We start from the raw sequence: 24,353 nt of genomic DNA on the forward strand, positions 1-24,353 counted from the left end.
CAGGGGAAAGGGATCCCTTGAATGGCCTCCTCTGGGGGCGCAGGCGCGACGTCAGCCTCTGGCAAAGGCGTCCCCCCTTGCCCGCCCGGTCCAGCGCCGTGGCACGCCCCACGGATCGCTCAGGGCGAGGGCTCGAGAAGCTCCGCGGCCTCCGGCACCGGCTTGAACCTTGCCACGGCCAAAAAGCTCAAGCTGCTGGCCATCGCCGCCGTCACGCCCACGGGAACAGGCACCCATGACGCAGAGGCCGGCACGAGGGTCCCAAGCAGCCAGACGAACGCGCCCACGCCCATGCTCACGAGGGCGGCGCCTGCGGGCGCGGCACGAACCCAAAGACCACCCAGCAGAGGGGCCACCAGCGCGGCCAAGGAGACCTCGTAGGATTGCTCGAGCAGCTCGAAGGCCGAAGCCCCGGAATACGCCACCAAACAGGAGACCGTACCCACGCCCAGGACGGCCAGCCGGTGGAGCCGAACGCCCCCAAGACGCGTGGACCACGAGCGCGGCAGCAGGTTCTCCACGATCGTGGTCGACGGCGCCAACATGGCGCTATCGATCGTCGAAAGCACCGCCGACAGCAGCGCCACCATGAACAAAGCGCTGCCAAGAGGGGAAAGCAGGGTCATCGCAATCCGGGGCAGCACGGAAGCGCCCACGCCACTCAAGACGGTAGGGGGCAAGATGTGGCGTGCGCAGAGGGCCAACGCCACCGGTACGATGCCTACGACCCAGTAGAGCCCGCCGGCCACGAAACAGGACATCCGTGCGGCGGTGGCGCTGCGGGCCGAAAAGATCCGCTGGGTGAGATCCTGCCCCGGCAAGTTGCCCACGGCCCCCACGGCCAGCACGCCCAGAGCCGACGTGAGCGCGGGCAGCTCTTGCAGCGTGAGAGACCATTCCGCCACGGGGGCAAGGATCGCCGCATCGCTCGGGACTGCGACGAAGGTCTCCACCGCCAGCCAAACCAGGCCCACGAGCAGGGTGACCACTTGGAAGGCGTCCGTGGCGGTGACCGACCACATGCCCCCAACAATCGCGTAGGCGGTGCCAACCACCGCCGCGCCCAAGATGCCGATCGACCGGGGGATGCCCGTCATCAGCTCCAACACGGAGGCCAGGGAGACGAACTGCGCCGCGATCCACCCGAAGTATCCCGGCACCATCACGAAGGCCGAGACCCGCTCACAGCGAACGTCGAAGCGCCTTCGGAAAAAATCGGCGAGCGTGAGCAGCTTCATGTCCCACAGCGGCTTCGCCATCCACAGACCCGCCAAGAGCAGGCAAAGACCCGCACCGATGGGGTCGAGCACCATGGCGCCCGCGTCGCCTTTGGCCACTTCGTCCGAAACCGCCAGCAGAGTGCCTGCGCCGAACCACGTGGCGAAGAGCGTAGCCGTGGCCATGGGCACCCCGAGCCTGCGACCGGCCACGACGAAATCCTCTGACGATTGAATGCGTCCCCGGGCCCAGATGGCCAGTCCCGAAAGTGCTGTGATGTAGCCAACCAGTATGAACCAGACCATCGTGCGGAAACTTCGGCGAGGAGCTTACTCGACGAAGCGCACGCGTCAGCGGCGCATGAGCGAAGAAGTCGGTCACGAGGGCCGAAGGCCGCGCTAGCTCACTTAAGCTCATCGTCCTGCCTGGTGGCTAGCCGAGCCGAGTGCCTGTGTGCTGGGGATCGAGTTCAAAAAACCATTGATTTGACGGGGCATTTAACTTTCGTGGTCAATCGTCCAGTTTACGGTTCTCGCACGCGGACAGCCGCGCTCGTTGTTGCTAACACCGGTTCAATCATGTTGCGCGAACGGGCAAGAATTCGGCCACGCCCTCTGCGTCAGGGGTCGGCTGAGGTCGTCGACTTGATCGATACGTATTTCAACGCCTACAACGCGGCTCGCCTTCGAGAGGCCTGCCAGGCCTTCGTGGCCATGATTGATTCGGGGGCAACGATTGGCCTGTCCCTGTCGGGCGCGTTGACGCCGGCGGGCTTGTCGTCCGTGTTGGTGCCGCTGCTCGAGATGGGCTTCGTCGATTACATCTCGTCCACGGGCGCCAACCTGTACCACGACCTTCATCACGACCTGAACCTTCCCCTCTACCGCGGCACGGCCCAGCTCGCCTCGGGCGCGGAAGACGTCAGGTTGAAGCGAGAAGGCGTGATCCGCGTTTACGACATTCTCTTCGAGGCGAACGTGCTCTACCGGACGGACGAGTGGGTCTACCGGGTTCTGATGGAGCCCGAGTTCCAAAAGCGCCTGTCAGGCTCCGAGCTCCATCACCGGCTGGGCCGCTACGCGCTCGAGACCGCGCGCAAGCTGGACGTGGAAAAGCCCTCGATCTTGGCGATGGCGCACGAATTCGACGTGCCGATCTGGTGTCCCTCACCGGCTGATTCCACCATCGGCCTCAACATGGCGGCCCTGTTCGCGGCGGCGCCGAGCACGGCGCCCCAGATGGACCCCGCGGCCGACGTCATCGAGATGACCTCCGTCGTGCTCGACGCCAAGCGGACCCCGAATGGCGCCTCGGCGGTGCTGATTCTGGGCGGGGGCGCGCCCAAAAACTTCCTGCTGCAGACCGAACCGCAGCTGCAGGAGATCATGGGCGTGGACGAGCGCGGGCACGATTATTTCGTGCAGATCACCGACGCACGGCCCGACACGGGCGGGCTGTCGGGCGCCACGCCGCAAGAGGCGGTTTCGTGGGGCAAGGTCGATCCCGATAAAGTCCCCGACTCGGTCGTGGCCTACGTGGACTCCACGATCGCCCTGCCGCTCATGGCTTCGTACGCCATGGCGAAGTGTGAGCCCCGTGCCCCCAAACGCCTGTACCAGCGCCTGCCAGAGATGGTGAGCAAGCTCAAAGAAGCCTACAAAACCAGCCCGCTTTACGCGCGGTACTGGGGCTGAGGTCGGCTTCGCCGTCACTCAGAAATATTGGTTGAAGGCGAGTTGCCCGAACCATCCCTGGCTCGGCTCAGGCGAGCTCCAGGGCCGTGCGAGATCCAGGCGCAACACGAATCCGGCGAGGGCAAGGGGGACGACGCGCAAGCCGATGCCTGCCGCCGCCGCCTGGCGCCAGGGTTGGCTGCGCCCGGTGGCGTCCATCGGTTCGTGAAGGGCCGTGTCCAACAAAACGACGCCCTGAAGGGCCCATCGTCGCGCCACGTTCACGGACTGTCTGAACTCGAGGTTGAAGAACGCCTGTGTGCGATTGCGAAAGAAGGCGTCCGGCAACCCTCGCACCCCTTCGAGACTGCCCAACAGCACGCTGTGGTTTGCGTTCCCTCCCCCCACGCCAGCGGCCTTGAGACGCCCCATGAGCACGGCCTGGCGCCAGACAGGCGCCGCGAAGGTGGTGGTCCAGGCGAGTTCGGGGCGGGCCTCCAGGGAGGGCAAGAGCACGCCAGGGTAAAGCTCGAGGGTGGAACGCCAGCCAGACGGGACCAGATCGTGGAACGTAAATTTGTCGACTTCCACGACGACAGCGGCCCCGATCCAAAAACCAGTGGACGGAACCCGGCTCACCTCCGCGGAAGACACCCATTCGCGCACCCCAAACGCCCCGAACGTGACGCGAACGGGGCCTTCGTAGGAGAAGGGACCGTTGACGAGGAGGTCCATCCCTGCCTGCCGCCTGAGCCACGCGGTGTCGGCGGCTTCCGGATCGGTCTGGCCGTCGGCAAAGCGAAAATCGGCGGTTGTCAGATAGGCGCTGAGGTCAACGCTCCAGCGGCCTCGGGCGTAGGGGTGCTGGTAGAACTGGACGGTGCCATTGAGGCCCCGCTCTTCCCAGCTCAAGAACGCCGCCAGGGTCGACGCCGTGCCGAGGAGATTGGATTCCGTGGCGCCCACGAGGGCGTAGGTGTCCACGGCCGTGGCTCCCGTCGAGAATTCCAGGCTGGGAATCAGCGTGAACTTCTCCCTGACGGTGACCACGAGTTCCGGATCGTCGGCCTGCACGGTGACCTTGTCGAAAACGGCCAGGTTCCGAACGCGTCTTTCAAATTCCTCGATCTCGATCGCGGTGAGCGCCGTGGGCATCGGACGCGGGAGCAAGCGCTCGATGGTTCTGCGTCGCGTGCGCTCGAGCCCCACCAAGCGCAGCTGTGTAAAGGGCCGGGACACCGTCCGGTCCACCTCCACCGCGGGTGACAGGGCAGGAAGCTCGTCGTCCGCTTCGGTTTCGCTGTCCGTCTCGCTCTCGTCTCTGGCTGCGCTGGCCGCGGCGCGATCGACGGGCGCCGCCAAAGCACCTGCGCTCGAGAGGCAAACGAGCAGGGTCGTCGTGCCGAGCGCGCAGGACAGACCCGCGCGCCCACTACGGGTTCGTAGGCGGAGACTCACGGGGCTGTGAAGACGCGAGGGCGTCGTGGGCGAGGGGCTGATTCACGGAAGAACGCTGGGCAGCATCATCACCACCTCGACCAAAATCAAGAGGACGATGGTGGCCTCGAGCCAGATCAGGCGGTTGTCACGGACGACGTCGAGAATGAGCTCGAGGGCCTCTTGAACGCTCCGCAGACGCGTCTCGAGGGCGGTGAAGCGATCCCCGAGTTCGAACTCGCCACGAAGGTCATCGTAGATTTCGTCCATCGCCGGGTCGTCCCACGTGGCGTCCGGCTTTTCGAGGAGATGAAGCACCGAAAGGATCTCGTTGCGGGTGCTCACGGCCTCCCCGATGAACCGGTGCAGGCGACGTGGCCTGGAGGGGGCAGACCCGCGCAGGCGAAGGCGTTGTACGAGACCGTCGGTCTCTGCGGAGAGGCGTTCGATGGCCTCCTCGAAGTGATCCATGGCCACGCTCTGCGCGAGAGTGAGGGCGACCACGCCGGCCCGTGCGGGGGTGAGGCGATCCAGCACCATTCTTCCATCGCAGAGAGCCAACCGAGAGGTGTTCTCTTCGCGGACCTGAAAGGTCTCTTCGATGTCCTCGTGGCTCAGCTCTCCCACGTGTTTGCGGATGCGGTCCAGGAGCGCATGGCGCTGGCTGGGCTCGACGTCATGGAAAACCACAACCCCGAACGGGTAGACGAAGGCGGTCCCCTGGCCGAGGGAGACGTTCACCACGCCTCCCGCTTTGGGCTGGTCTCCCAATACGGACGCGAGCGAGCGCATGCGGAAGTTGGCGGAAAACCCCACGGCCACGAAGGAATGCGTCCGGGCGGTTGCCTCGACGCCTTCCTCCAGCCCCCCTGACGAGGGGTTGGACACGACGGTGGTGGGGATCAGCACGCGAGACGAGGAAGTGATCGCAGAATCCATGAGGTCTGCTGAAAGTTAGCTGACGGCACGCATTGCGAAAGAGGGGCTGTGACGAAGCGTCGGATCAATGGTCAGTTGTCATGGCGAATCGCACATTCCCGATACGCACGGCCCGCTCGCAGGACCAAGGAGCGCCTGATACGCTCCGGACGAAAGTCACGCCGAAGCCGGCGGCCGAGAGATGACTAGCCCACTTAGACTCCCCTGGCCGCCTCGTAGACGTGGGAGAGACGATCCCGCGAGGAAGCCTGGAGCATGTTTGGTTCACGCAAAGAAGGCCCTGCCGCCGTAGAGAAAGATTACCTCGTTCGGCAGCTCAAGCAGCTTCTCGAAGCGCTCGTGAAGAAGGTCCTTCACGAGGGACAGCCGCCCGAACAATCCCAGGAGGACGTGCGCAGCCTCTGTGGCGAGCTGTTGAACGTTGAGTACGACGAGCTTTCACGCCTCAACGTTTCGTCGATGGCGATGCTGTTGCGAAGCCCGGAGCGCATAGAAGCGTTTGCTCTCGTCATGGAAGCGGACGCGCAGCAGCTTCGCGCCAGGGGCGACGTTGTTGGTGCCGATGCGCTGGAAGGCCGGGCGCACACCCTGCGTCTTTCGCAGAGCACGAGGGCGGGCGGCTCATCCCCCGAAGCGCCTTAGCCGGACAGCCGCGCCACCACGGACATCAACTCGTCGATGGCCGCATCGCCCTCACCCGAGCTGATGGCGTGCTTCACGCAGCCTTCCGTGTGATGGCGCAGCAACGCCAAGGCCACGGATGACAGCGCCGAGCGCACGGCGGCCACCTGCGTGAGCACGTCGACGCAGTAGCGATCCTCTTCCACCATCTTTGCGAGCCCCCGCACCTGGCCTTCGATGCGCGAGAGGCGCTTGAGAAGCGCCGCCTTGTCGGGCTGCACGACCTGCGGCTTTTCAGGCGGCATCGAAGCCCGCATCCTCGATGGCGCCGCGCAGCTGCGGCTCGTCGACCAGCATTTCGTCGAAGGTCACGTCGGCCTGCCCGGGCGCAAGCTGTACCTTGACGTCCTTGACGCCCGAAACCGCCTGCAGCGCACGGGTCACGCTGGCCACGCAGCCACCGCAGGTCATGCCTTCGACCTTGATGCTCGTCGTTTTCATCTCGTCTCTCCTTGTTTGGGGGTCGCGCCGGCCGTGCCGGCAAAACGGCGGAGCAACAGAGCGTTGCTGACCACCGAAACGGAGCTGGCCGCCATCGCCGCGCCCGCGATCACGGGGCTGAGCACGCCAAGGGCCGCCAGGGGGATGCCCACCACGTTGTAGACGAAGGCGAAGAACAAGTTCTGACGAATCTTGCGCAGCGTGGCCCGCGCCAGCCTGACAGCGTCGAGCGCGCCGCGCGGATCCGAGCGCATCAAGGTGACGTCGGCCGTTTCGATGGCCACGTCGGCGCCCGCGCCCATGGCGATCCCCACATCGGCAGCGGCCAAGGCAGGGGCGTCATTGATGCCGTCGCCCACCATCGCCACCACCTGGCCCCTCGCCCGCGCGTCGTGCACGGCCTCTGCCTTGCGCGCCGGCAACACCTCGGCCTCGAAGCGCGTGACGCCCAGCTGCTGCGCGATCGCCTCGGCCGTGGGCCGCCGATCGCCCGTGAGCATCACCACGTCGATGCCCTCGGCGCGCAGGCCCTCCACGAAGGCATGCGCCTCGGGGCGCACGGGATCGGCGATGCCGATCACGCCCAGCACGGACGGCCCCCGCCCCAACACCACCACGGTGGCACCCTGGGCGTCGAAGGCGGCGAGCGCGTCTTCCGGCAAAGGGGCGCCTCGCGCTTCCGCCAGGCGAGGGGCGCCCAGCCAGGTGGGCTCCCCTTCCACCACGCCTTGCACCCCGAAGCCGGTGAGCGATTCGAACACGTCTACGCCGGGCCACGAAAGGCCCGCGGCCCGCGCCTTGATCGCGCGCGCCAGAGGATGTTCGGAAGGCGCTTCGAGCGCGGCCGCCAGGCGGAGCACCTCCGCCTCGGACACTCCAAACGACCTCACGCCCACCACGGCGGGAGCGCCCTGGGTGAGCGTGCCGGTTTTGTCCACCAGCGCCAGCTGAACGCCGGCGGCCCGCTCGAGCGCCTCGGCGTTGCGAATCAGTACACCCAAGCGCGCGCCCACCCCCATGGCCACCGTGATCGCGGTGGGAGTGGCCAGCCCGAGCGCGCAGGGGCAGGCGATCACCAGCACGGCCACCGCGTTGACCAACGCCACGCCCCAGCCTGCAAGCGCCCACCACACGAGGAAAGTCACCAGCGCCAGGGCAAGCACCACCGGCACGAACACGGCCGCGATCTTGTCCGCCAACTTCTGTATCGGCGGCTTCGAGCCCTGGGCGGCTTGCACCATGCGGATGATCGCCCCCAGCACGGTGGCCTCTCCCACCGAGCCCGCGCGGCAACGCAGCCGGCCGTTGCCGTTCACGGTGGCGGCGTACACCTTGGCGCCGGTGGCCTTGGTGACGGGCAAACTTTCGCCCGTGAGCAGCGCCTCGTCCACGCTGGAGCCCCCCTCCAGCACCTCACCGTCCACGGGGACGCTCTCGCCCGGGCGCACCTCGAAGGTGTCGCCCACCTTCACCTCGGCCAGGGGCACGTCCACGTACTGGCCCTCGCGCCAGACGTGGGCGCGCTGCGGCCGCAAGCGTACGAGCGCCTCGATGGCGAAGGAGGTGCGGCTCTTGGCACGCGTTTCCAGTATCTTGCCGAGCAAGACCAGGGTGATGATCACCGCGGATGACTCGAAATAGACGTGTCCCTCGAGGCTCCCGATGACCGTCACGAGGCTGTGCCCGTAAGCCGCCGAGGTGCCGAGCGCCACCAGCACGTCCATGTTCGCGGCGCCTCCGCGCAACGCCTTGTACGCGCCCACGTAAAAGCGTGAGCCGGCCACGAACTGCACGGGGGTGGCCAGCAGCAGCTGCCACCACACGGGCAGCATGAGCGCGTGCACACCCGTGGCCATCGCCACCATCTCCAGCAGCAAAGGCGCGGTGAATACCAGCGCCAGGTACAACCGCCTGCGCTCGCGCCGCTCGGCCTCGGCTTTTTGCGCCTTCTGCTCCTGCTGTACCTCCTCCGCATCGCCGTCCAGTACGCGGGCGCCGTAGCCCGCCTTCTGCACGGTGGCCACGAGGTCGGCCACGCTGTGCTGCGCGGGATCGAAGACCACGTGCGCACGCTCGGTGGCGAAGTTGACCGCCGCCGTCACACCGGGCCGGCGGCCGAGCACCTTTTCGATCCGCGCCGCACAGGCCGCGCAGGTCATGCCTTCGAGCGTGAAGTCGACGTGGCTTTGGGGCGAAGCGGCGGGCTCAGAGGAAGACGTCACCTTCCAAGTATACCCCCAAGGGGTATTTGAGCAAGGTCTCGGCGCGTCTAGGGGCGAGGGGCAGCCCGGCCCACCCGCCGCTACTGTTCCGTTTCGCTCTTCGCCACCGTTTGAGGTCCCAGCATGTCGTGGGCCAAAAGCCCACACACCGCGGCGCTCTCGTCCACCATCCGCGTGAGCAGCTCGTGGATGCCGTGACGCAGGCCCGGGCTGCGGCGCTCGTCGAGCCACGCCGTCAGCGCCGCCAACCGGGCGTAGGCCGCGTGCCCAGGGCTGCCGGCATCCTTCGCCGCGCCGGGAAACAGCTCCGAAACGAGCTTCATGGACGAATTGAGGCAGTAGCGAATCGAGCGCGGGAACGTGCCCTCGAACAGGAGGAAGTCCAGCACGCCGCTGCGCGAGACCTGACCCCGGTAGCGCCTCATGAAGGGCTCGAAGCCGGAGCAGGCGCGCAGCAACGCCAACCAGAGGTTGAGATCGACGATCTTGTGGGGGTTTTCGCCCGACAGCGTGTGGTGCTGCATGTCCAGGATGCGCGCCACCTGCGCCGTCCGCTCGAGCATCACCCCCAGCCAAAGAAACGCCAGCGGCGCCTCTCGCAGCATCGTGCTGCGCACCAAGCCCAGGCACAGCTGCCCCGTCCGGCGCACTTTGCGGTAAAACTCGTCCCGGTTGCGCTCGTACTCGGCGCGCGACTCCGGCTGGGAGAGCCACAGGTAAAGCTCGTTGATCTCTTCCCACGCCTCGGCCGAGAGCACGTCACGGATGGTGCGCGCACACTCGCGAGCTGCATGGATCGTCGACCACAGGCTCACGTGGTTTTCGTGATCCCAGGTGGTGTACTCCTGAACCAAGCGCGCATCGCCCGCCTGTTCGGGCGAGAACCTGCGCAAAAAAGCGGGGTACTCTCCCGAGACGATCACCACCGGTTGCCAACACTGGGCCACCGAGATTTCGGCGTCGAAGGACAGCGCCCGTGTAACCTGCAAAAGGCGCGCGGTGCTCTCGGTGCGCTCTACGTAGCGTCCGAACCAGAAGCAGTTATCGGCGACACGAGCGATCATGGCATGTCCTTTTGCACCCAGGTGTCCTTCGAGCCACCACCTTGGCTCGAGTTGACGACGTACGATCCTTCGCGCAGTGCCACGCGGGTCAATCCTCCCGGCAGCACCCACGACTCGAAGCCGAGGCCCCCTTGCACGGCGCCCGTCAGGATGAAAGGCCGCAGGTCCACGCGGCGCGCGCCGAGCGTGTGGCGGTCCGAGTCCCACGTGGGACATGTGGAAAGCTCCACCCGGTGCTGGGCGATGTACTTGCGCGGCTCGGCCTGGATGCGACGCCGGAACTCTTCGCGTTCGGTGCGCGTGGATTGCGGTCCCATCAACATACCGTAGCCGCCCGCCTCGTCGACCGCCTTGACCACCAGCTCACCGAGATGTTCGAGCACGTACTGCCGATCGTCCTCGGCGATGCACTTGTACGTGGGCACTTGCTCGAGCAACGACGACTCGCCGAGATAAAATTTGATCATGTCCGGCACGTACGGGTAGATCGCCTTGTCGTCGGCGACGCCGTTGCCGGGCGCGTTCACGAGGGCCACGTTGCCCTTGATGTACGCCTTCATGAGGCCCCTCACGCCCAGCATGCTGTCCGGACGGAAGAAGGCAGGATCCAGGAACGCATCGTCGGTGCGGCGGTATATCACATGCACGCGCTGCGGCCCGTACGTGGTGCGTACATAGACCTTGTCGTCGTCGACGAAAAGATCGCTTGCCTCGACGAGCTCGACGCCCATGGTGCGCGAAAGGAAGGTGTGCTCGAAGTACGCCGAGTTGAAGGGCCCCGGGGTGAGCAGCACGGCCGTCGGATCAGACCCAGGCGCCACGGACCTCAGGGTCTTCGCCAGCTGCGTGGGGTACTCGTCAACCTGCCGGACGCCCAAGCGCTCGAGCGCGTGCTGGAACACACGCTTGGTCACCACGCGGTTCTCGAGCACGTACGACACCCCCGAAGGTGTGCGCAGGTTGTCCTCGAGCACCCGGAACGTGCCCTGAGGGTCACGGATCAAATCCACGCCCGCGATGTGGATGCGCACGTTCTTCGGCGGATGGACGCCACACAGCTGAGGGATGAAGCTCTTCGAGCCCGTCACCATCGCCCGGGGAATCACGCCCTCTTTCAGGATGCGTTGATCACCGTAGATGTCTGCCAGAAAGAGCTCGAGCGCCGCCATCCGCTGCTTGAGGCCCTTTTCCACCTCGGCCCACTCGCGGCCTGCGATCACCCGCGGCACGATACAGAAGGGAAAGATCTTCTCGGTGCCGCGGTTATCCGAGTACACCGAAAACGTCACGCCTTGGTTGATGAGCGAAAGCTCGGCCAAGTCTTGGCGCTGCCGGAAAGCTTCGGGGCTGAGGCCCCCCAAAAGGCGCACCGCCACCTCGGCGTGCTCGCGTGGGCGCCCCTGGCCGTCAACGAGCTCGTCGTAAGCGTCGGGAAGAGGCTTATACTGGGCAAGAAGGGAATCGGGCGGAAGCTCCATGGCTTCGAGTCTAAGAGCCTGCTTTTTCTAATTCAGCAATATAATCCGACCTTTACGAATAATAAACCATTTGGAAACATGGCAGTTACGTTTGCCCCTTATCCTCGCTAGAAAGCGCTTCGTGCCTAACCCCGCTTCGCGACACGTGTATCCGCTCTGCCAACTCGTGGATCGGGGGGGTGAACCCGCGCCCCTTTCCCCTTCCCCGATCCTCCGAATGACCCCATGAGCCGCCCTCCCACCCTGCCAGGTCCCGCCCCGAAAGGGTTGTTCGGCAACTATCGGGGCGCCGCGGACTCCTTCGATGAGCTACGGGGAGCCTCGGGCGAGTTTCGCCCCGTGTGGCGCCCCCTCCTGGATCGCCTGGAGACCCTGGGGACGACGGAGCTGTCGCGCCGGTGGCGCCAGGCCCAGCGGCTCATCCGCGAAAACGGCATCAGTTTCATTCTCTACGGCGACGAGCGCGCCCAGGACCGGCCCTGGAAGCTCTCCCCCTTGCCGGCGGTCTTCAGCCAGCAAGAGTGGGCGCCCCTGGCCGAGGGCCTCCGTCAGCGGGCCACCCTCCTCGAGTTGGTTCTGGCCGACTTGCACGGGCCCCAACATCTGCTGGCCGAGGGCCTGTTGCCACCCGCCCTGGTGTTCGGCAACCCCAACTTTCTGCGAGCGTGCCAGGGCATGCTGCCCCCACGTGGGCGGTGGCTGCCACTTTACGCCGCTGACGTCGCGCGCGTGCCGGATGGCAGCTTCCGCGTGCTGGCGGATCGCACCCAGGCGCCCTCGGGCACGGGCTACGCCCTCGAAAACCGCATCATCATCGGCCGCACCTGGCCCGAGGTGTTTCGCGAGTGCCGCGTGCAGCGCCTGGCCTCCTTCTTCAACACCTATAAAGAGACGTTGCTGTCTTTGGCCCCGCGGCCCCATGACCAACCGCGGGTGGTCTTGCTCTCGCCCGGGCCCCACGACCCCACGTATTTCGAACACGCCTATTTGGCGCGCTACCTGGGCTTCACCCTGGTCGAGGGCGGCGACCTGACGGTGCGTGACGCCCGCGTGTTCCTGAAAATGCTGGGCGGCTTGCAGCGGGTGGATGTCATCGTACGCCGCGTACCCGACGTGCTCTGCGACCCTCTGGAGCTCCGGGCCGAGGCTCCGGCGGGGATCCCGGGCTTGCTGCAAGCGGTGCGCGACGGGAACGTGGCCATCGCGAACCCGCTCGGCACGGGGCTCGTGCACAGCCCCGCGCTGCTTCCCTTCCTGCCGGGCATCTGCCGGCGCTTTTTGGGGGAAGAGCTGCGCACGCCTTCGGTAAATACGTACTGGTGTGGCGATGCCAAGTCGCGCGCTTTCGTGCTCGAGCGGCTCGGCCAGCTGGTGATCAAGCCCGCGTTTTCGAGCGGGCCTGCCGTGCCCCAGTTCGGGGGCCTGCTCTCCGAAGTGCAAAGGCAAGAGCTGGCCGCGAAGATCAGCGCTCATCCGCAAGCGTACATCGCGCAGGATCCGCTGACGCTGTCCACCACCCCTGAGCTCTTGGCCGAAGGCCCGCAGCCACGGCACGCGGTGTTGCGCGCGTTCTTGACGGCCTCGGCCGATCGCTTCGACGTGATGCCCGGCGGTTTGACCCGCGTCGGGCCTCGGCCCGATGCGCTCGAGGTGTCCCTGCGCGCGGGGGGCGGCAGCAAGGACACCTGGGTGTTGAGCGAAGGGCCGGTCCAGAGCTTTTCGCTCTTGCCGCCGGCCACGCTGGCGACGCCGCTATCGCGCGGCGGCGGCGATCTGCCGAGCCGCGTGGCCGACAACTTGTTCTGGCTGGCCCGCTACGCCGAGCGGGCCGAGGGCATCTCCCGCCTCTGCCGCGTGATCGCCAGCCGGCGCATGGAGCAGGCCGGCGACGAAAACGACGACGAAGCCCAGGCACGGCTGCTCCAAGTGTTGGCCGAATCGCTGGGCGTCACCTTTCCGGCGCGGCTCGGCGCCGAGGCGGCCGTCACCCGTTCGATTTGGTCGCGGGAGTGGCCGGGCTCGCTCGGGCACGTGGTGCAAGCCACGACGCAGCTGGCGCGCATGGTCCGGGATCGTCTCTCCACCGACACCTTCCGCATTCTGCTCGCACTCGAAGACGAGCTACAGACCCCACCCGATCAGGGCGATCCCGACCTCGGGCAGGTGGTGCACGCCATGGATCGCATGGTGCTCACGCTCGCAGCGTTCGCGGGCCTTGCGATGGACGGCATGACCCGGGGGCACGCCTGGCGGTTCCTGGATCTCGGCCGCCGCCTCGAGCGCGCCAACACCATGGCCTTGCTGCTCACGAAAACGCTCACGCGGGCCTCACGTCAGGAGGAGCGCTTGCTCGAAGCCACGCTGGAGGTTGCGGACAGCGGCATCACCTACCGGCGCCGCTACCCGACGCGCCTCGAGGTGGGGCCCGCCGTGGACCTCTTGCTCACCGATGAAACGAACCCGCGCTCGGTGGCCTTTCAGCTGCAATGCCTCGTCGATCAGATGGATGCCCTGCCCGAACAGGGGCCGGATGCACAGCGCTCGTCTCAACAAAAGCTGGCGCTGGCAGGGCTGACGGCCCTGCGGCTGGCCGAGGTGCAAACCCTCTGTGCGGCCGCCCCCAATGGAGAGCGGCCCGCCCTTCACCAACTCATCGAACGGCTGCTGCGCGATCTGCCCGCGCTTTCCGATGCATTGAGCGGCCAGTACCTCAGCCATTCGGCCGTGTCGCGCCAGCTGGCTTTCGATCCCAACGCCTTCGATCGCCCCCTGTGAACCGCCGTGAAACTGCGCATCCAACACCAAACCGCGTACCACTACACCGAGCCGGTGAGTGTGTCGCACCACATGGCGCACCTGGTGCCCCGCAACAGCAGCACCCAGACGTGTTTGTCGCGTGAGCTCGTCATCTCTCCCGAGCCCGCGTTGCGCCGAGAACGCGTGGACGCCTATGGCAACCGCTGCGTTTACTTTTCGATTCAAGAGCCGCACACGCAGCTCGTGGTGCTCTCGCGCGCGCTCGTGGACGTGCTGCCCGTGGAGCAGAGCCTGCCGTTTTCGGGCCAACCCTGGCAAGAGGTGCGCGATCGCCTCGCCAAAGATCGCCGGCCGGACATCCTTTCGGCCTACGCGTTTTCCTTCGACTCCCCCTACGCGCCTTTGTCGGCCAGCATGGCCGAGTACGCACGCACGTCGTTTCCGAACGGGCGGCCCTTGCTCGAGGCGGTGGCGGATCTCACCCGGCGCATCCACGAAGACTTCACCTACGACCCGGCGTCCACCACGGTGGCCACGCCGGTGGCCGAGGTGTTTCGGTTGCGCCGGGGTGTGTGCCAGGACTTCGCGCATTTGCAGATCGCTTGCCTCCGCAGCCTGGGCCTGGCGGCGCGCTACGTGAGCGGGTACCTGCTGACGCGCCCGCCGCCCGGGCGGCCGCGCCTGGTGGGCGCCGACGCCTCGCACGCGTGGCTTTCGGTCTTCGTGCCCGAGTTCGGCTGGGTGGATTTCGATCCCACGAACGACGTGGTTCCCGGTGGGGAGCACGTACAGGTGGCCGTGGGGCGCGACTTCGGCGACGTGGCGCCCGTACGCGGGGTGATTTTGGGGGGTGGGCAGCACCGGGTGGCCGTGTCCGTGGACGTCGAACCGCAGTCCTGAGCCGCCGCGCGGGCGCGGATCTGCCAAGCTTGGCGCATGCGGAAACGTGCCGCGCTGGGCGTGCTCGTGGCGGCCGTGGCAACGGGGGCACCCGAGGCCGTGGCGGAGCGCTGGCCCTCGCCCGAGGTGGCGGCCGAGGTGCTGGCAGCGCTGCCCGCGGGGACGGTCTTTGTCGCGTTCGGCCCGGCGGCCGACAACACCCTTTGGATGGCCCGCCACGTGGCGACGTCTCGCGAGGCCCTCCTCTCCGAGCTCGCCCGGCCCGAGGCCTACCCCCAGGCGATCCCGTCGTTCGTGCGGGTGGCAGACGTGGGCACGCACCCGCGCGGCGATGGGGTAGACCGCAAAGTGGCCTGGGAACTCGAGGTGCCGCTTTGGAACCTTGCGGGGTCCCTGTGGCTCAAGCCCTTCGGTACGAGCGTGCAGCTTCGCATGCAGGAAGGCGCCTTTGCGCCGGGCGCATTCACCTGGCAACACACACCCTCGCTCGCGCCCGACGCCAGCCTCTTGGTGTTGACCGGAACCGCGAACACCGCGCAGGCTAATTGGGCCACCCGAAGGATCGCCGGGCGCAGCCCTCTGGCGGAGCCCGCCATGACCGCCGCTGCCGCCTACGTTTTGCTCGAGGGCATGAGCGCGCTCTTCGCCCCTCGAGATACTGCCTTGGGACTTTCCAAGGCAGAGGGGCTGCCCCGCTGGCCACAGGCGCCGCGCGAGCCCCCGCCCCTGCACGCCTTGCCCGCCCACCTGGCCGTGGTCGGGCCCGCGTTCTCGGGCCCCGTGGGGCTCGTGGTGCGGAGGCCGAATGGACGGCTTGCCCATGTCGAGGTGGCGTTCGACACCCCTTTGTCGCCCGAGGCCGCCCTGGCCGCCCTGGCCGAGCCCCACCGCTGGCGCGCGCTGCCCGGCTGGAAGCACATCCGCGCCAGCACGCCGGTGGGGACACAGGAAGGGGGACGCGAGGGCAGCCGACAACGCTGGGAGGTGGACGGCAGCTTTCCGTTTCTGGACTTCGACGCGCTTTGGGACGTGACGGCCGGGAAGACCTTGCGTGCCGAAGCCGTCGCGGGCTCCGGCACGGGCGCCGTGTGGGCCTTCGTGGCGCGGGCGCAGGCAGGAGGCGCACGCGTGGTGTTTAGCCTGCACCCACGCCTCGATCGGCTAGGCATGGTGCCGCGCAAGTTCATCGACGCGGAGCCGCTCTTGGAACCTGGGCTCGCCCTGGCGGTGGCCTACGTCTACGCGATGTCCCTGGCATACACCCTGCCAGGACCTTGAGGGCCACGAGTCACCCCCGGCGCCGGGGACACGTCGACCCCGTCGACATGCCCCCGCCGCCTCGCCCGGACCGCCACCGACCCGCCCCTCACCGGGCGATTCACCCGCGCCTCCCTTCGGCCCCACCCCTGCACCCTCTCCGCCCTGTGGGCCCCCACGCCCCGTCCCTCCCACCGTGGCCCAGAAGGTAACATGAGGCGACGGCCAAAGACATAAAATTCCCAATAATTTCAATGTAGTATGAGAATTTACCGGGCCACAGATCCCCCGACATGAGGGCGGATCGGCCCAATGTCGGCGGGCCTCCCCACGTCAGCCTACGCGTAACGGCCAACCCCTCGCGGGTCCCGAGGGCGTTCGGCAGACCACCTGCTAAGGTGGCCGCGCATGGAACGGGGCCGCCGCGACGAGGTGAAAGTTTGTGGTCTTCACGCCTGTCGCGCGGTCTTTGCGACGCGCCCCGACGCGGTGCTCAAGGTGTTCCTCCGCGACGATCGCGTGGCGCTGCTCGGTGACATCTTGCAAGCGCTGGCGCGTGAACGACGCCCCTACAAGGTGGTGAGCAACGACGAGCTCGAGCGCCTGACCGAGAGCACACACCACGAGGGGGTCTGCTTCCTGGTTCGACCGCGCCCGCCGCGCACCCTGTCCGGCCTGCTGTCCGAGGGCCGAGGGCAGACGCGGACCTTCGTCGCCCTGACGGACGTCGCCAACCCTCACAACGTGGGCGCCATCCTGCGAACCGCGGCGCATTTCGGTGTGAACGCGGTTTTGCTGGGCCCCGGGGGACGGCTGTCGCCCGCAGCGCTGCGCACAGCCCAGGGGGGCGCCGAGGCGCTGGCCGTGGTGGCCGTGGAGGGATGGCGAGAGGCGCTCGGCGCCTGCCGCGCGGCCGGCTTCACGCTGGTGGCCACCTCGAGCCACGCGGCGCACAGCGTGTTCGAGACCCGGTGGCCCGCGCAAGCTGTGATCATGGTGGGAAGCGAGGCCGCGGGCCTTCCCCCCGAGGTGGCGCGCCTGGCGGACCTGAACGTGGCGGTGCCAGGCTCGGGTCAGGTGGAGAGCCTCAACGTGGCGGCCGCCACCGCCGTGGTGCTCGCCGAGAGATGGCGGCGCCGCGCCGACATCACCCGGTGACGAAGGCTAGGCCGTCTCAGTTCACGAAGCCTGTGGCTTTGCGTTCGTAGTCGTAGAGCGGCAGCGTCGGTGGATAAGGGCGTGGCGGGCGGCGGGCCTGTCTGAGAAAGGATTCCAAGGTCTCGACGACCTCGGGATGCTGGGCCGAGACGTCGTGGGCCTCGGCCAGATCCACCCGGAGATCGAAGAGGCGCAGCGGGGCCCCGGGCTCGACCCTCAGCCCCTTCCAGGACCCGTGGCGCACCGCTTGGGCCAGCTTCCGCTCTCCACCCGCTTCCCAATAAAGGAACGGCATCTCCGCCTGGGTACCGCCGGTCAAGGTGGGAAGCACCGAGACCCCATCGATGCCCACGGGCACCTCGCCCCCGGCCAGATCCACGAGGGTGGGCAACACGTCCCACGCCGCAAAAACGTGGGCGCTCACGCGGCCCTTGGGAATGCGGGACGGGCCCCACACGATCAGGGGGACGCGAATGCCTCCTTCGTAAAGCTCCCGCTTGTGGCCCCGCAGCGGTCCGTTGGCCGCGAAGAAGGTGGCATCGGACATGTCGTCGCTGGCGCCGTTGTCGCTGGTGAAGAACACCACGGTGTCTTCGGCGAGGCCGAGCCTGCGCAGGAGGGCGAGCAGGCGGCCGACGTCGCGATCCAGGCGTGAGATCATGGCCGCGAGCGCCGTGCGGGGGCGAGGCTGCGGCGCGAGATGGTGCGTGCCCACGAACGGCGTGGGCTCGGGGAACCGCCCCGCGTAGGCGGCCAGCGCGTCTTCGGGGGCCTGCAGCTCCGTATGAGGGATGGTGACCGGCAGGTAGAGAAAGAAGGGGCGTTCGTGGTTGCGCTCGAGCCAGGCCAAGGCTTCGTCCATGATCGCATCGTGCGCATAGCGGCCCTTGCGATCATCGGCGTTTTCGGGGAACGCGACCTTCTCGGCTTTATGCCAGAGGAAGGCGGGGTAGTAGTAATGCGCGTGCACTTGGTGGAGGTATCCGAAGAATTCGTCGAAGCCTTGCTGCCAAGGGACACCGGCGCTGCCCACGTCACCAAGTCCCCACTTGCCGAAGAGCGCCGTCTTGTAGCCCAGCGGCCGCAAACGCTCGGCCAGCGTGATGTCTTCATCCAAAAGAGGCACCGCGCCCGAGTTGTCACGCACCGAGGTATGGCCCGTATGCAAGCCCGTCATCAAGACGCTGCGTGAGGGCGCACACACCTTGCTGCCTGCGTAGTATTGCGTGAACCGCATGCCCTCGGCCGCCATGCGATCGAGGTGAGGGGTCTCTATGCGCGTTTGCCCGTAGCTGCCGAGGTGCCCATAGCCGAGATCGTCCGCCATGATGAAGATCACGTTCGGCGCCTTGCGGGGCCGCGCCGCCGCAGAAGCCGAAGGTTCGGGCAGGCGGGCGGGCGGGGCCGTCGCGCAGCCTCCCCACGCCCAGAGGGCCCCCAGGAGCGGACCATAAAGACGCATCACGAAGGCTTGGTAGCGAAGCATGGGAAAGACTCTGAAGTTTAGGCTAATCGGTTCGGTCGATGAAGACCGATGCGTCGTCACCGCGTGGGCACGCCCCAAACATTGCATTTTTTTACTCGGCTCGTTCGCGGGCCTTCACGGCCGGGGGCTCGCCCGCCAGGGCCTCTGCCCTTATGATGAGCCCGCCCCATGCACGAGGACTTCGACATCCCTGCCCAGCGTTACGGTCGGCTTTGGTTCCGGGACGGCATCGCGCCCATGTCGTACGTGCACAGGCACGCAGAGCTCGAAGTCAATCTTGTGGTACGCGGGTCGGGCTCCTATCGGGTGTGGAACCGGCGCTACGACATCCATCGCCACAGCATATTTTGGCTGTTTCCGGAGCAAGAGCACACGCTGTGTCACACCTCCGAAGACTTCGTGATGTGGGTCTGGATCATCAAGCAAGACGCGCTTTTGCACCTGGTCTCCCCCGAGGCAACAAAGGTCCTGCGCCATGGGAACCCGCCGGGGCACTTCTGTCGGGCGCTCGCGCCGAACGACACGCGGCTGCTCGCCGCCCTGCTCCAGCAGGTGTTCACGCATCAGGCACACGACGACGTGTTCAACAGCGGCCTGCTCCACGCCACCGCCACGGCTTGGATGATGTATAGCGAAGGCCCGGGCGCAGGGCCTGCGGGTACGGCGCTTCATCCCGCAGTCGAACAGGTGGTCGAACTGCTCTCCACCCGCGAGATGGACCTGCCCACCCTGGCACGCAAAACGCGGCAAAACCCGAGCTATTTGAGCCGCCTGTTTCATCAGCAGATGGGCGTACGCCTGGTCGAGTTTCGCAACCGCATGCGCATTCAGCGCTTCCTCGAGGCGTACGGGCATGGAAAAAACCTCACGATGTTGGCGGCGGCGCTGGCCGCGGGCTTCGGAAGCTACCCGCAGTTCAACCGTGTGTTTCGTGAGCTCATGGGAGTCGCCCCCCGCACGTATCTGGCCCGCACGAACACGTGAGCTCCCAAGAGCGAGGGAAAAACCGGCGCACCTACGCGCGCATGACGAAGCCACCGGCCGGGACCGTTTGGCCCTCGAAACTCGTGGGCTGGTCTCCGAAGTTCGCCAGCAAGGCCTGACCGCTCGAGAACTCGGTTTGTTCCACCTCTCCGTCTTCCGTTACGTACCGGTGCGCGTAGAGGTCGGCAGTGCCCGTCCGCTCGAGCCACGCGTCGACGGGCAGCGACGCGGCGAAGGTGGGCGCCCACCGCGCGGCTTTCCCTTCGCCCTCAGGGGACTCGCACATCGGATAGGCCCACAGCAGATCCGGAAGCCAGCGGGGGGCGGGCCCGCGCGGCGCAGACCGAACATCGCCACTCAAGACCGCATCGAAGTGCGGCTGAATGCGGCTGCTCAGCACTGCATCATGGTAGACGAGCGGCCACAGCGGAACGGACACGCGCGCGCTGCGGGTGTGGCGGCACCACACCCAGTCCGTGAGCGGCACACCGAAGTCGGCGCCCTCTTCGCTGCCCACAACCAAACCTTGTTCCTTGAAGAATCGCAGCAGATCTCGTTTGCCCGCGAGATCGTCCGCACGGGTCTGCGTCTCCAAAGGGTCGTGGCTTTCATAGAGGGACGCGGCCGTGACGGTGTCGATGTACATCATGCGAGGGCCGAGGGTCCGCAGCTCTCGCCAGTTACGTTCGGCGTAGCGCAGGCTGGCTCGTGAGTTCAAGATGAATGCCTGGCCGCCGCGCCAGGGGCCCCCGGGCATCCGGCTGCCATCGGCGCGACGGTTGACGCCCTTGGGCCAGCTGGGGGATTGGCGGTAGATGTCTTGGTAGTTGTCGTGCACGCCGAGCGTGAAGGGCGGTGACGAAGTCAGCAAGGCCTTCATCTCGGAAAGCGAGCCCAAAGCAGGCTCGGGAGGCCAGACATCGGGGTGGCGCCAGTCGTATCCCCCCGGCGCCCAGCCTTGCAGCATGGCCATGCCTTGTGACACACCCATCTGCTTCGCCTCGGCCAACAAACGCGCGACATCCCCGTGTGTGAGGCGTACGTGGAGCTGCGGTTCTCGGGACACGCCAGGTCCGGTCCCGAAGCGCAGGCGCTCTTCGTCGACAAGAGGGTCCGTGGTGTAGGCCTCCACGAAGGTGAGCAGGCGGCCGCGCGCCAGGCTCTGCAACGCGGGGGTGTGTTGCAGCTTCTCGCGGAGCGAGCCGTGCAGGCCCTGACCTTGGGCCCACACGCGAAACGCGCGCGCGACGGCAACGTGATCTCCCTGCACGAACTCATACCGAACGGTGTGAGGCCCCCGCCACGTCGACAGCGATTGCATCCACCCGGGAGAGGCCGACATCTCCGTGGCCATGACCCCGGCGTTCTCCGCCCCGCGCGCGAAGATGGCGAGCCAGCCGTGCCCGCCGCGCAGCCCGGCGAAAAAGCGCATGTTGAGATGCCCGAGGGCGCGCCAAAAGCGCGGCTCCGTGAGCGGCTCCCTGACCCATGCCCCTACACCCTGCGGGAAGAGAAGGCTGTCACACTCGAGTGGAGGCGGAAAGGTGAGGTTCTCGAGCTCGCGCGGCAGCTCCCGCAGGTCGAAACACAGGGCCGCGCCTTCGAGCGTGACGTGCGCCACGAACGTGGCCTGCGGGCGCCCGTCGCGTCCAAACATGACGTAACGGACGTGCGGCCCTTCTTGCCGGGCCACGAAGCGCGCGGCATAGGTCTGCGCCGACGAACGACGCGACAGCGGCCACACGAGCCCCTCCTCGAAGGGGCGTTCATCCTGAAGGGCCACCCGCCGCATGCGCCAGCGCTGCGCACTGGCCTTCACCACGATGACGGCCGAGGCGTCGTCGAAGAGCGTGACTTGCAGGTGTTGGTTCTCGAGGTGCTGGATCCCGCGTCCCTCGCGCCGCACCGGCGGGAGCGCCACGCCTGCCCCGAGAGGCGCTACGCTGCTGGCCGTGCAGGAAGGCACCAACGCCGCGAGCGCACCGGCAGCCTGCAACACGGATCGTCGGGCCGGCGCGGGCGGACGGACGGAGTTTGAGGGAGGCACAGAGGAAGACATTACGGGCAAGATGCGCCGAAGAGGCCGCACGTTCGTTTACCACATACCACCTGACGGGACCTCCGAACGCGGCGCGGCCGTTTCGCCGATGAGACGGCTGGATGAACCACCGAAAATGAGAGCTTCCGGCACAAAAAGCGAGAGGACTTCCCGCCGGTTTGCGCATCGACCTTTACATCAACGACCAACCCACGTCATCGCTCGTCGATGACGAGCGCGAGCGACGGCGGCGTTCGGGCGTACTGGCCGTGCCCGTGATCCCGGGCGCCCCGATGCGGGTTCAGTACCGCAAGCTCAGGCTGCGGCGGTTCTAGCGAACGCGCGTTTCAGCCGCTCGTACGGCCGTTCAGGGCGGATCTGCCACGCTCAGTTCTGGCCGACCTTGCTGCCCTTGATCTTGACGTCACTCGAGGCGTTCAGATCAATCTTGCCCGAAGCCTTGAGCTTCACGTCCTTACCATCGATGGTGATTGAGCCATCCTTTTTGAGGGTGATGGACGCCTTGCCCACCTTGATGGTGAGCTCGTCACCCACGGTGAGCACCATCTTCTTTCCGATGTCGAGGGTGCCATCCTTCATGACTTTGATGGCCTGTTTCCCCTCAATTGTTACGTTTTCATCTTTCCCCACGGTCACGGTGTGGCCGCCCCCCACGTTCAGGGAACGATTCATGCCGACGTCAAGGGATTGGGCCCCTCCGATGGACACAGATTGCTCCGCGCCCACGTCGAGAGATTGGGCGCCCCCTACAGCCACCGACTGGACGGCGGCCACCATCACGGCTTGGCCTGCCCCCACGGTCACCGTGTGGTTGGCGCCGATAGACGTACTCTGGTCGCCGCCGATGCTCTCGCTTTGGTTCTCGCCCACCGTGAGAGTTTCGCTCTTTCCCACGGTGGCGCTGCGGTTGGCGCCGATCGAGACGGTTTCGTCGTTCCCCACCGTCTTCGTGCGGTTGTTTCGGGTCGTGCGTTGCTCGTCGTGTTTGGTGAGCGTTTCCAGATCCTTTTCCGCCTGCACGAAGAAGAGTTCGCTGCCCTTTTTGTCCTCGAGGCGGATCTCGTTGCAGTTGTCCGCGGTGCCGCCCTTGCTGCTGCGGGACTTGACCCCGCTTTGGGTCTTGTTGTCGGGCAGCTTGTACGGCGGCATGTTGTCGGCGTTGTAAACACGCCCCGTGACGAGGGGCCGGTCCGGATCACCTTCCAAGAACTCGACCACCACCTCTTGCCCGATGCGGGGCAACGTCACCACCCCGAAGCCCGCCCCCGCCCAGGCCTGTGACACGCGGACCCAGCACGAGCTGTTCTCGTTCTTCTGTCCCACGCGATCCCAGTGAAACTGCACCTTGATGCGACCGAACTCGTCGACCCAGACCTCCTCGCCCCCCGGCCCTACCACCACCGCGGTCTGGGGCCCCCTGATGAGGGGCTTCTTCGTGCGCCCCGGCGTACGAAAGGGGCGTCGGGAATCGATCGCCGAAAACGACCAGTGAAAACTCTCGTCGAGCCCCTGATCGGCCGACTCGTAGCCATTGACCACAAGGGTGTACTGAGACTCCACCACCAGGTATTCTTTGTTGTGACCGTCGAGGGGGTGATTGGTGAGCTTGAAAAGCTGTCCCACACCCACGCCTGCCACGTCTCCGGTGCCCTCGAAGCGCTCGTAGGCGGCCTGGCGCTCTTCGAGGCGCCGCTTCGCAAGGTCTTGTCCGACCGCCGCCGCCTCGTATTCGCCGGGAAAGTCATAGACCTCGAAGGAGGCGTGGGCGTGCGGGCCAGGGTCGCTGACCTCGGCCATCAGGCTGACCTTGGGCCGCTTGAAGTCGAAGTCGGTGAGGGCCACCGCCCCCGATTGCATCTGATGCACGCGATGAAACGAGTTCACGCTCTCTCGCTCTCGGCGCGTTTGCCCGGGAGGAAAAAACGGGATCTCTTCGTAGCCGGCGGCCAGATCATGCGAACTCGAGGAGTCGGCAAACACCAGGAAGTGTCGGTCGACTTCGTGGCGAAAGTGGTAGTAGATGCCCTCCTGTTCCATCAGGCGGCTGATGAAAGCGAAGGCCGACTCACGGTACTGCACCATGTACTCCCACTCGCGGTAGATCTCGTACAGGCGCTCGTCGAAGTCCGAGAACCCGTGGTCGCGAAACACGCTCTTGGCGATCTCGGGCACCGGCAGGGCCTGAAAGATCCGACAATCAGTCGACAGATCGAGCACCGCAAACCAGGGCTCGAGCACGGCGTGAAAGCGGGCGTAGCGGCCAAAGCCACCCGCCTCACCGAACGAGGTGACCAGGCCACAGAAGCGGCGCAGCCCCTCGTCGGGAAGCCGTACCTCGATCGTCATGGGCGCGCCGATGAGCATGTCCACGTCCACCTCGGCTTGCTCCGAGAGAAGCTCGAGTTCGTAGCGAAACGGACGCCCGAGCGCTTCGTGCCCGTTCATGCTCTTGAGCCTCAACACGTCTTCGCCCAAAGGCGAAACCACCGTGAACCGCCGATCCATGGCCATGACGGGCATCCTACGACGCTTCGCAGCTCCGGGGAAGCCAACCTGCCCTGGGACCGTGACCTGCCGAAAGGTGCGAAGACCAAAGGAT

Annotated in this window: 19 protein-coding genes; 8 read left to right on the top strand and 11 right to left on the bottom strand. The window is 66.5% G+C overall.

Translation table 11 applies throughout. From position 1 onward, the window contains the following. Positions 1-119: 119 nt before the first annotated feature. A complete protein-coding gene (locus KA712_20680; GenBank protein ID MCG5055388.1) occupies positions 120-1,523 on the bottom strand; it encodes a hypothetical protein in 1,404 nt (467 codons plus the stop codon). Between the two features lie 273 nt (positions 1,524-1,796). Here KA712_20680 and speY point away from each other — a divergent pair, with 273 nt between their 5' ends. After that, positions 1,797-2,912: a deoxyhypusine synthase gene (gene speY / locus KA712_20685; protein ID MCG5055389.1), complete on the top strand. Its 1,116-nt coding sequence runs from the start codon at positions 1,797-1,799 to the stop codon at positions 2,910-2,912. An 18-nt stretch (positions 2,913-2,930) separates the two neighbouring features. Here the strand turns inward: speY and KA712_20690 are convergent, their stop codons facing one another. Together KA712_20690 and KA712_20695 are read right to left on the bottom strand one after the other, a co-directional pair. Continuing rightward, positions 2,931-4,349, bottom strand: a complete 1,419-nt coding sequence (locus KA712_20690) for a hypothetical protein (GenBank protein ID MCG5055390.1) — start codon at positions 4,347-4,349, stop codon at positions 2,931-2,933. Positions 4,350-4,391: 42 nt separating this feature from the next. Continuing rightward, entirely contained in the window at positions 4,392-5,267 is an 876-nt protein-coding gene (locus KA712_20695; protein MCG5055391.1) for an RMD1 family protein, read from the bottom strand. A gap of 255 nt (positions 5,268-5,522) precedes the next feature. Here KA712_20695 and KA712_20700 point away from each other — a divergent pair, with 255 nt between their 5' ends. Then, complete coding sequence (locus tag KA712_20700; GenBank protein MCG5055392.1) at positions 5,523-5,909, top strand: hypothetical protein; 387 nt, start codon at positions 5,523-5,525, stop codon at positions 5,907-5,909. On the opposite strand, the gene KA712_20705 is transcribed toward KA712_20700, so the two are convergent. The 5 genes from KA712_20705 to KA712_20725 form a co-directional block, all read right to left on the bottom strand. Then, positions 5,906-6,193 (bottom strand): metal-sensitive transcriptional regulator, encoded by a 288-nt coding sequence (locus KA712_20705; GenBank protein MCG5055393.1) that lies wholly within the window; start codon positions 6,191-6,193, stop codon positions 5,906-5,908. The two genes, KA712_20700 and KA712_20705, sit on opposite strands and share 4 nt — an antisense overlap. After that, positions 6,183-6,389 (bottom strand): heavy-metal-associated domain-containing protein, encoded by a 207-nt coding sequence (locus KA712_20710; protein ID MCG5055394.1) that lies wholly within the window; start codon positions 6,387-6,389, stop codon positions 6,183-6,185. Before KA712_20710 ends, KA712_20705 begins: the two co-directional genes overlap by 11 nt. Then, positions 6,386-8,548 (bottom strand): heavy metal translocating P-type ATPase, encoded by a 2,163-nt coding sequence (locus KA712_20715; protein MCG5055395.1) that lies wholly within the window; start codon positions 8,546-8,548, stop codon positions 6,386-6,388. Before KA712_20715 ends, KA712_20710 begins: the two co-directional genes overlap by 4 nt. Positions 8,549-8,691: 143 nt before the next feature. Beyond that, positions 8,692-9,675, bottom strand: coding sequence for an alpha-E domain-containing protein (locus KA712_20720; GenBank protein MCG5055396.1), 984 nt, complete (start codon positions 9,673-9,675; stop codon positions 8,692-8,694). Next, the gene (locus KA712_20725) at positions 9,672-11,153 is read right to left on the bottom strand and encodes a circularly permuted type 2 ATP-grasp protein (GenBank protein ID MCG5055397.1); all 1,482 of its coding nucleotides are present in this window, start codon (positions 11,151-11,153) and stop codon (positions 9,672-9,674) included. The genes KA712_20720 and KA712_20725 overlap by 4 nt, the downstream gene beginning before the upstream one ends. Before the next feature lie 225 nt (positions 11,154-11,378). Between KA712_20725 and KA712_20730 the strand changes: the two genes are divergently transcribed. The 4 genes from KA712_20730 (at position 11,379) to KA712_20745 (ending at position 17,225) form a co-directional block, all read left to right on the top strand. Beyond that, entirely contained in the window at positions 11,379-13,928 is a 2,550-nt protein-coding gene (locus KA712_20730; protein MCG5055398.1) for a circularly permuted type 2 ATP-grasp protein, read from the top strand. Between the two features lie 6 nt (positions 13,929-13,934). Further along, a complete protein-coding gene (locus tag KA712_20735; protein MCG5055399.1) occupies positions 13,935-14,810 on the top strand; it encodes a transglutaminase family protein in 876 nt (291 codons plus the stop codon). A 36-nt stretch (positions 14,811-14,846) separates the two neighbouring features. Then, on the top strand, positions 14,847-16,088 hold the full coding sequence (locus KA712_20740) for a hypothetical protein (protein MCG5055400.1): 1,242 nt from the start codon (positions 14,847-14,849) through the stop codon (positions 16,086-16,088). 387 nt (positions 16,089-16,475) lie between these two features. After that, complete coding sequence (locus tag KA712_20745; protein ID MCG5055401.1) at positions 16,476-17,225, top strand: hypothetical protein; 750 nt, start codon at positions 16,476-16,478, stop codon at positions 17,223-17,225. A 16-nt stretch (positions 17,226-17,241) separates the two neighbouring features. On the opposite strand, the gene KA712_20750 is transcribed toward KA712_20745, so the two are convergent. After that, complete coding sequence (locus KA712_20750) at positions 17,242-18,711, bottom strand: arylsulfatase (protein ID MCG5055402.1); 1,470 nt, start codon at positions 18,709-18,711, stop codon at positions 17,242-17,244. Between the two features lie 168 nt (positions 18,712-18,879). On the opposite strand from KA712_20750, the gene KA712_20755 reads away from it, so the two are divergent. Further along, complete coding sequence (locus KA712_20755) at positions 18,880-19,695, top strand: AraC family transcriptional regulator (protein ID MCG5055403.1); 816 nt, start codon at positions 18,880-18,882, stop codon at positions 19,693-19,695. A gap of 31 nt (positions 19,696-19,726) precedes the next feature. Here KA712_20755 and KA712_20760 read toward each other — a convergent pair whose 3' ends face one another. Continuing rightward, positions 19,727-21,694 (bottom strand): glycoside hydrolase, encoded by a 1,968-nt coding sequence (locus KA712_20760; GenBank protein MCG5055404.1) that lies wholly within the window; start codon positions 21,692-21,694, stop codon positions 19,727-19,729. A gap of 218 nt (positions 21,695-21,912) precedes the next feature. Between KA712_20760 and KA712_20765 the strand changes: the two genes are divergently transcribed. Further along, a complete protein-coding gene (locus KA712_20765) occupies positions 21,913-22,068 on the top strand; it encodes a hypothetical protein (protein MCG5055405.1) in 156 nt (51 codons plus the stop codon). 52 nt (positions 22,069-22,120) lie between these two features. Here KA712_20765 and vgrG read toward each other — a convergent pair whose 3' ends face one another. Further along, positions 22,121-24,265 carry a type VI secretion system tip protein VgrG gene (gene vgrG, locus KA712_20770; GenBank protein ID MCG5055406.1) on the bottom strand — a complete coding sequence of 715 codons (2,145 nt, stop codon included), beginning with the start codon at positions 24,263-24,265 and terminating at the stop codon, positions 22,121-22,123. Between the last annotated feature and the right edge of the window lie 88 nt (positions 24,266-24,353).

It is taken from the genome of Myxococcales bacterium, from assembly GCA_022184915.1.
Taxonomy (GTDB): domain Bacteria; phylum Myxococcota_A; class Polyangia; order Fen-1088; family Fen-1088; genus JAGTJU01.

Excerpts from the sequence above, each read along its gene's own strand:
- KA712_20750 (MCG5055402.1), bottom strand. The coding sequence starts at position 18,711 with ATGCTTCGCTACCAAGCCTTCGTGATGCGTCTTTATGGTCCGCTCCTG.
- KA712_20740 (MCG5055400.1), top strand. The coding sequence starts at position 14,847 with ATGCGGAAACGTGCCGCGCTGGGCGTGCTCGTGGCGGCCGTGGCAACG.
- KA712_20695 (MCG5055391.1), bottom strand. The coding sequence starts at position 5,267 with ATGGATTCTGCGATCACTTCCTCGTCTCGCGTGCTGATCCCCACCACC.
- KA712_20710 (MCG5055394.1), bottom strand. The coding sequence starts at position 6,389 with ATGAAAACGACGAGCATCAAGGTCGAAGGCATGACCTGCGGTGGCTGC.
- KA712_20700 (MCG5055392.1), top strand. The coding sequence starts at position 5,523 with ATGTTTGGTTCACGCAAAGAAGGCCCTGCCGCCGTAGAGAAAGATTAC.
- KA712_20680 (MCG5055388.1), bottom strand. The coding sequence starts at position 1,523 with ATGGTCTGGTTCATACTGGTTGGCTACATCACAGCACTTTCGGGACTG.
- KA712_20730 (MCG5055398.1), top strand. The coding sequence starts at position 11,379 with ATGAGCCGCCCTCCCACCCTGCCAGGTCCCGCCCCGAAAGGGTTGTTC.
- KA712_20755 (MCG5055403.1), top strand. The coding sequence starts at position 18,880 with ATGCACGAGGACTTCGACATCCCTGCCCAGCGTTACGGTCGGCTTTGG.
- KA712_20705 (MCG5055393.1), bottom strand. The coding sequence starts at position 6,193 with ATGCCGCCTGAAAAGCCGCAGGTCGTGCAGCCCGACAAGGCGGCGCTT.
- KA712_20715 (MCG5055395.1), bottom strand. The coding sequence starts at position 8,548 with ATGACCTGCGCGGCCTGTGCGGCGCGGATCGAAAAGGTGCTCGGCCGC.
- vgrG (MCG5055406.1), bottom strand. The coding sequence starts at position 24,265 with ATGGCCATGGATCGGCGGTTCACGGTGGTTTCGCCTTTGGGCGAAGAC.
- KA712_20720 (MCG5055396.1), bottom strand. The coding sequence starts at position 9,675 with ATGATCGCTCGTGTCGCCGATAACTGCTTCTGGTTCGGACGCTACGTA.
- speY (MCG5055389.1), top strand. The coding sequence starts at position 1,797 with ATGTTGCGCGAACGGGCAAGAATTCGGCCACGCCCTCTGCGTCAGGGG.
- KA712_20745 (MCG5055401.1), top strand. The coding sequence starts at position 16,476 with ATGGAACGGGGCCGCCGCGACGAGGTGAAAGTTTGTGGTCTTCACGCC.
- KA712_20725 (MCG5055397.1), bottom strand. The coding sequence starts at position 11,153 with ATGGAGCTTCCGCCCGATTCCCTTCTTGCCCAGTATAAGCCTCTTCCC.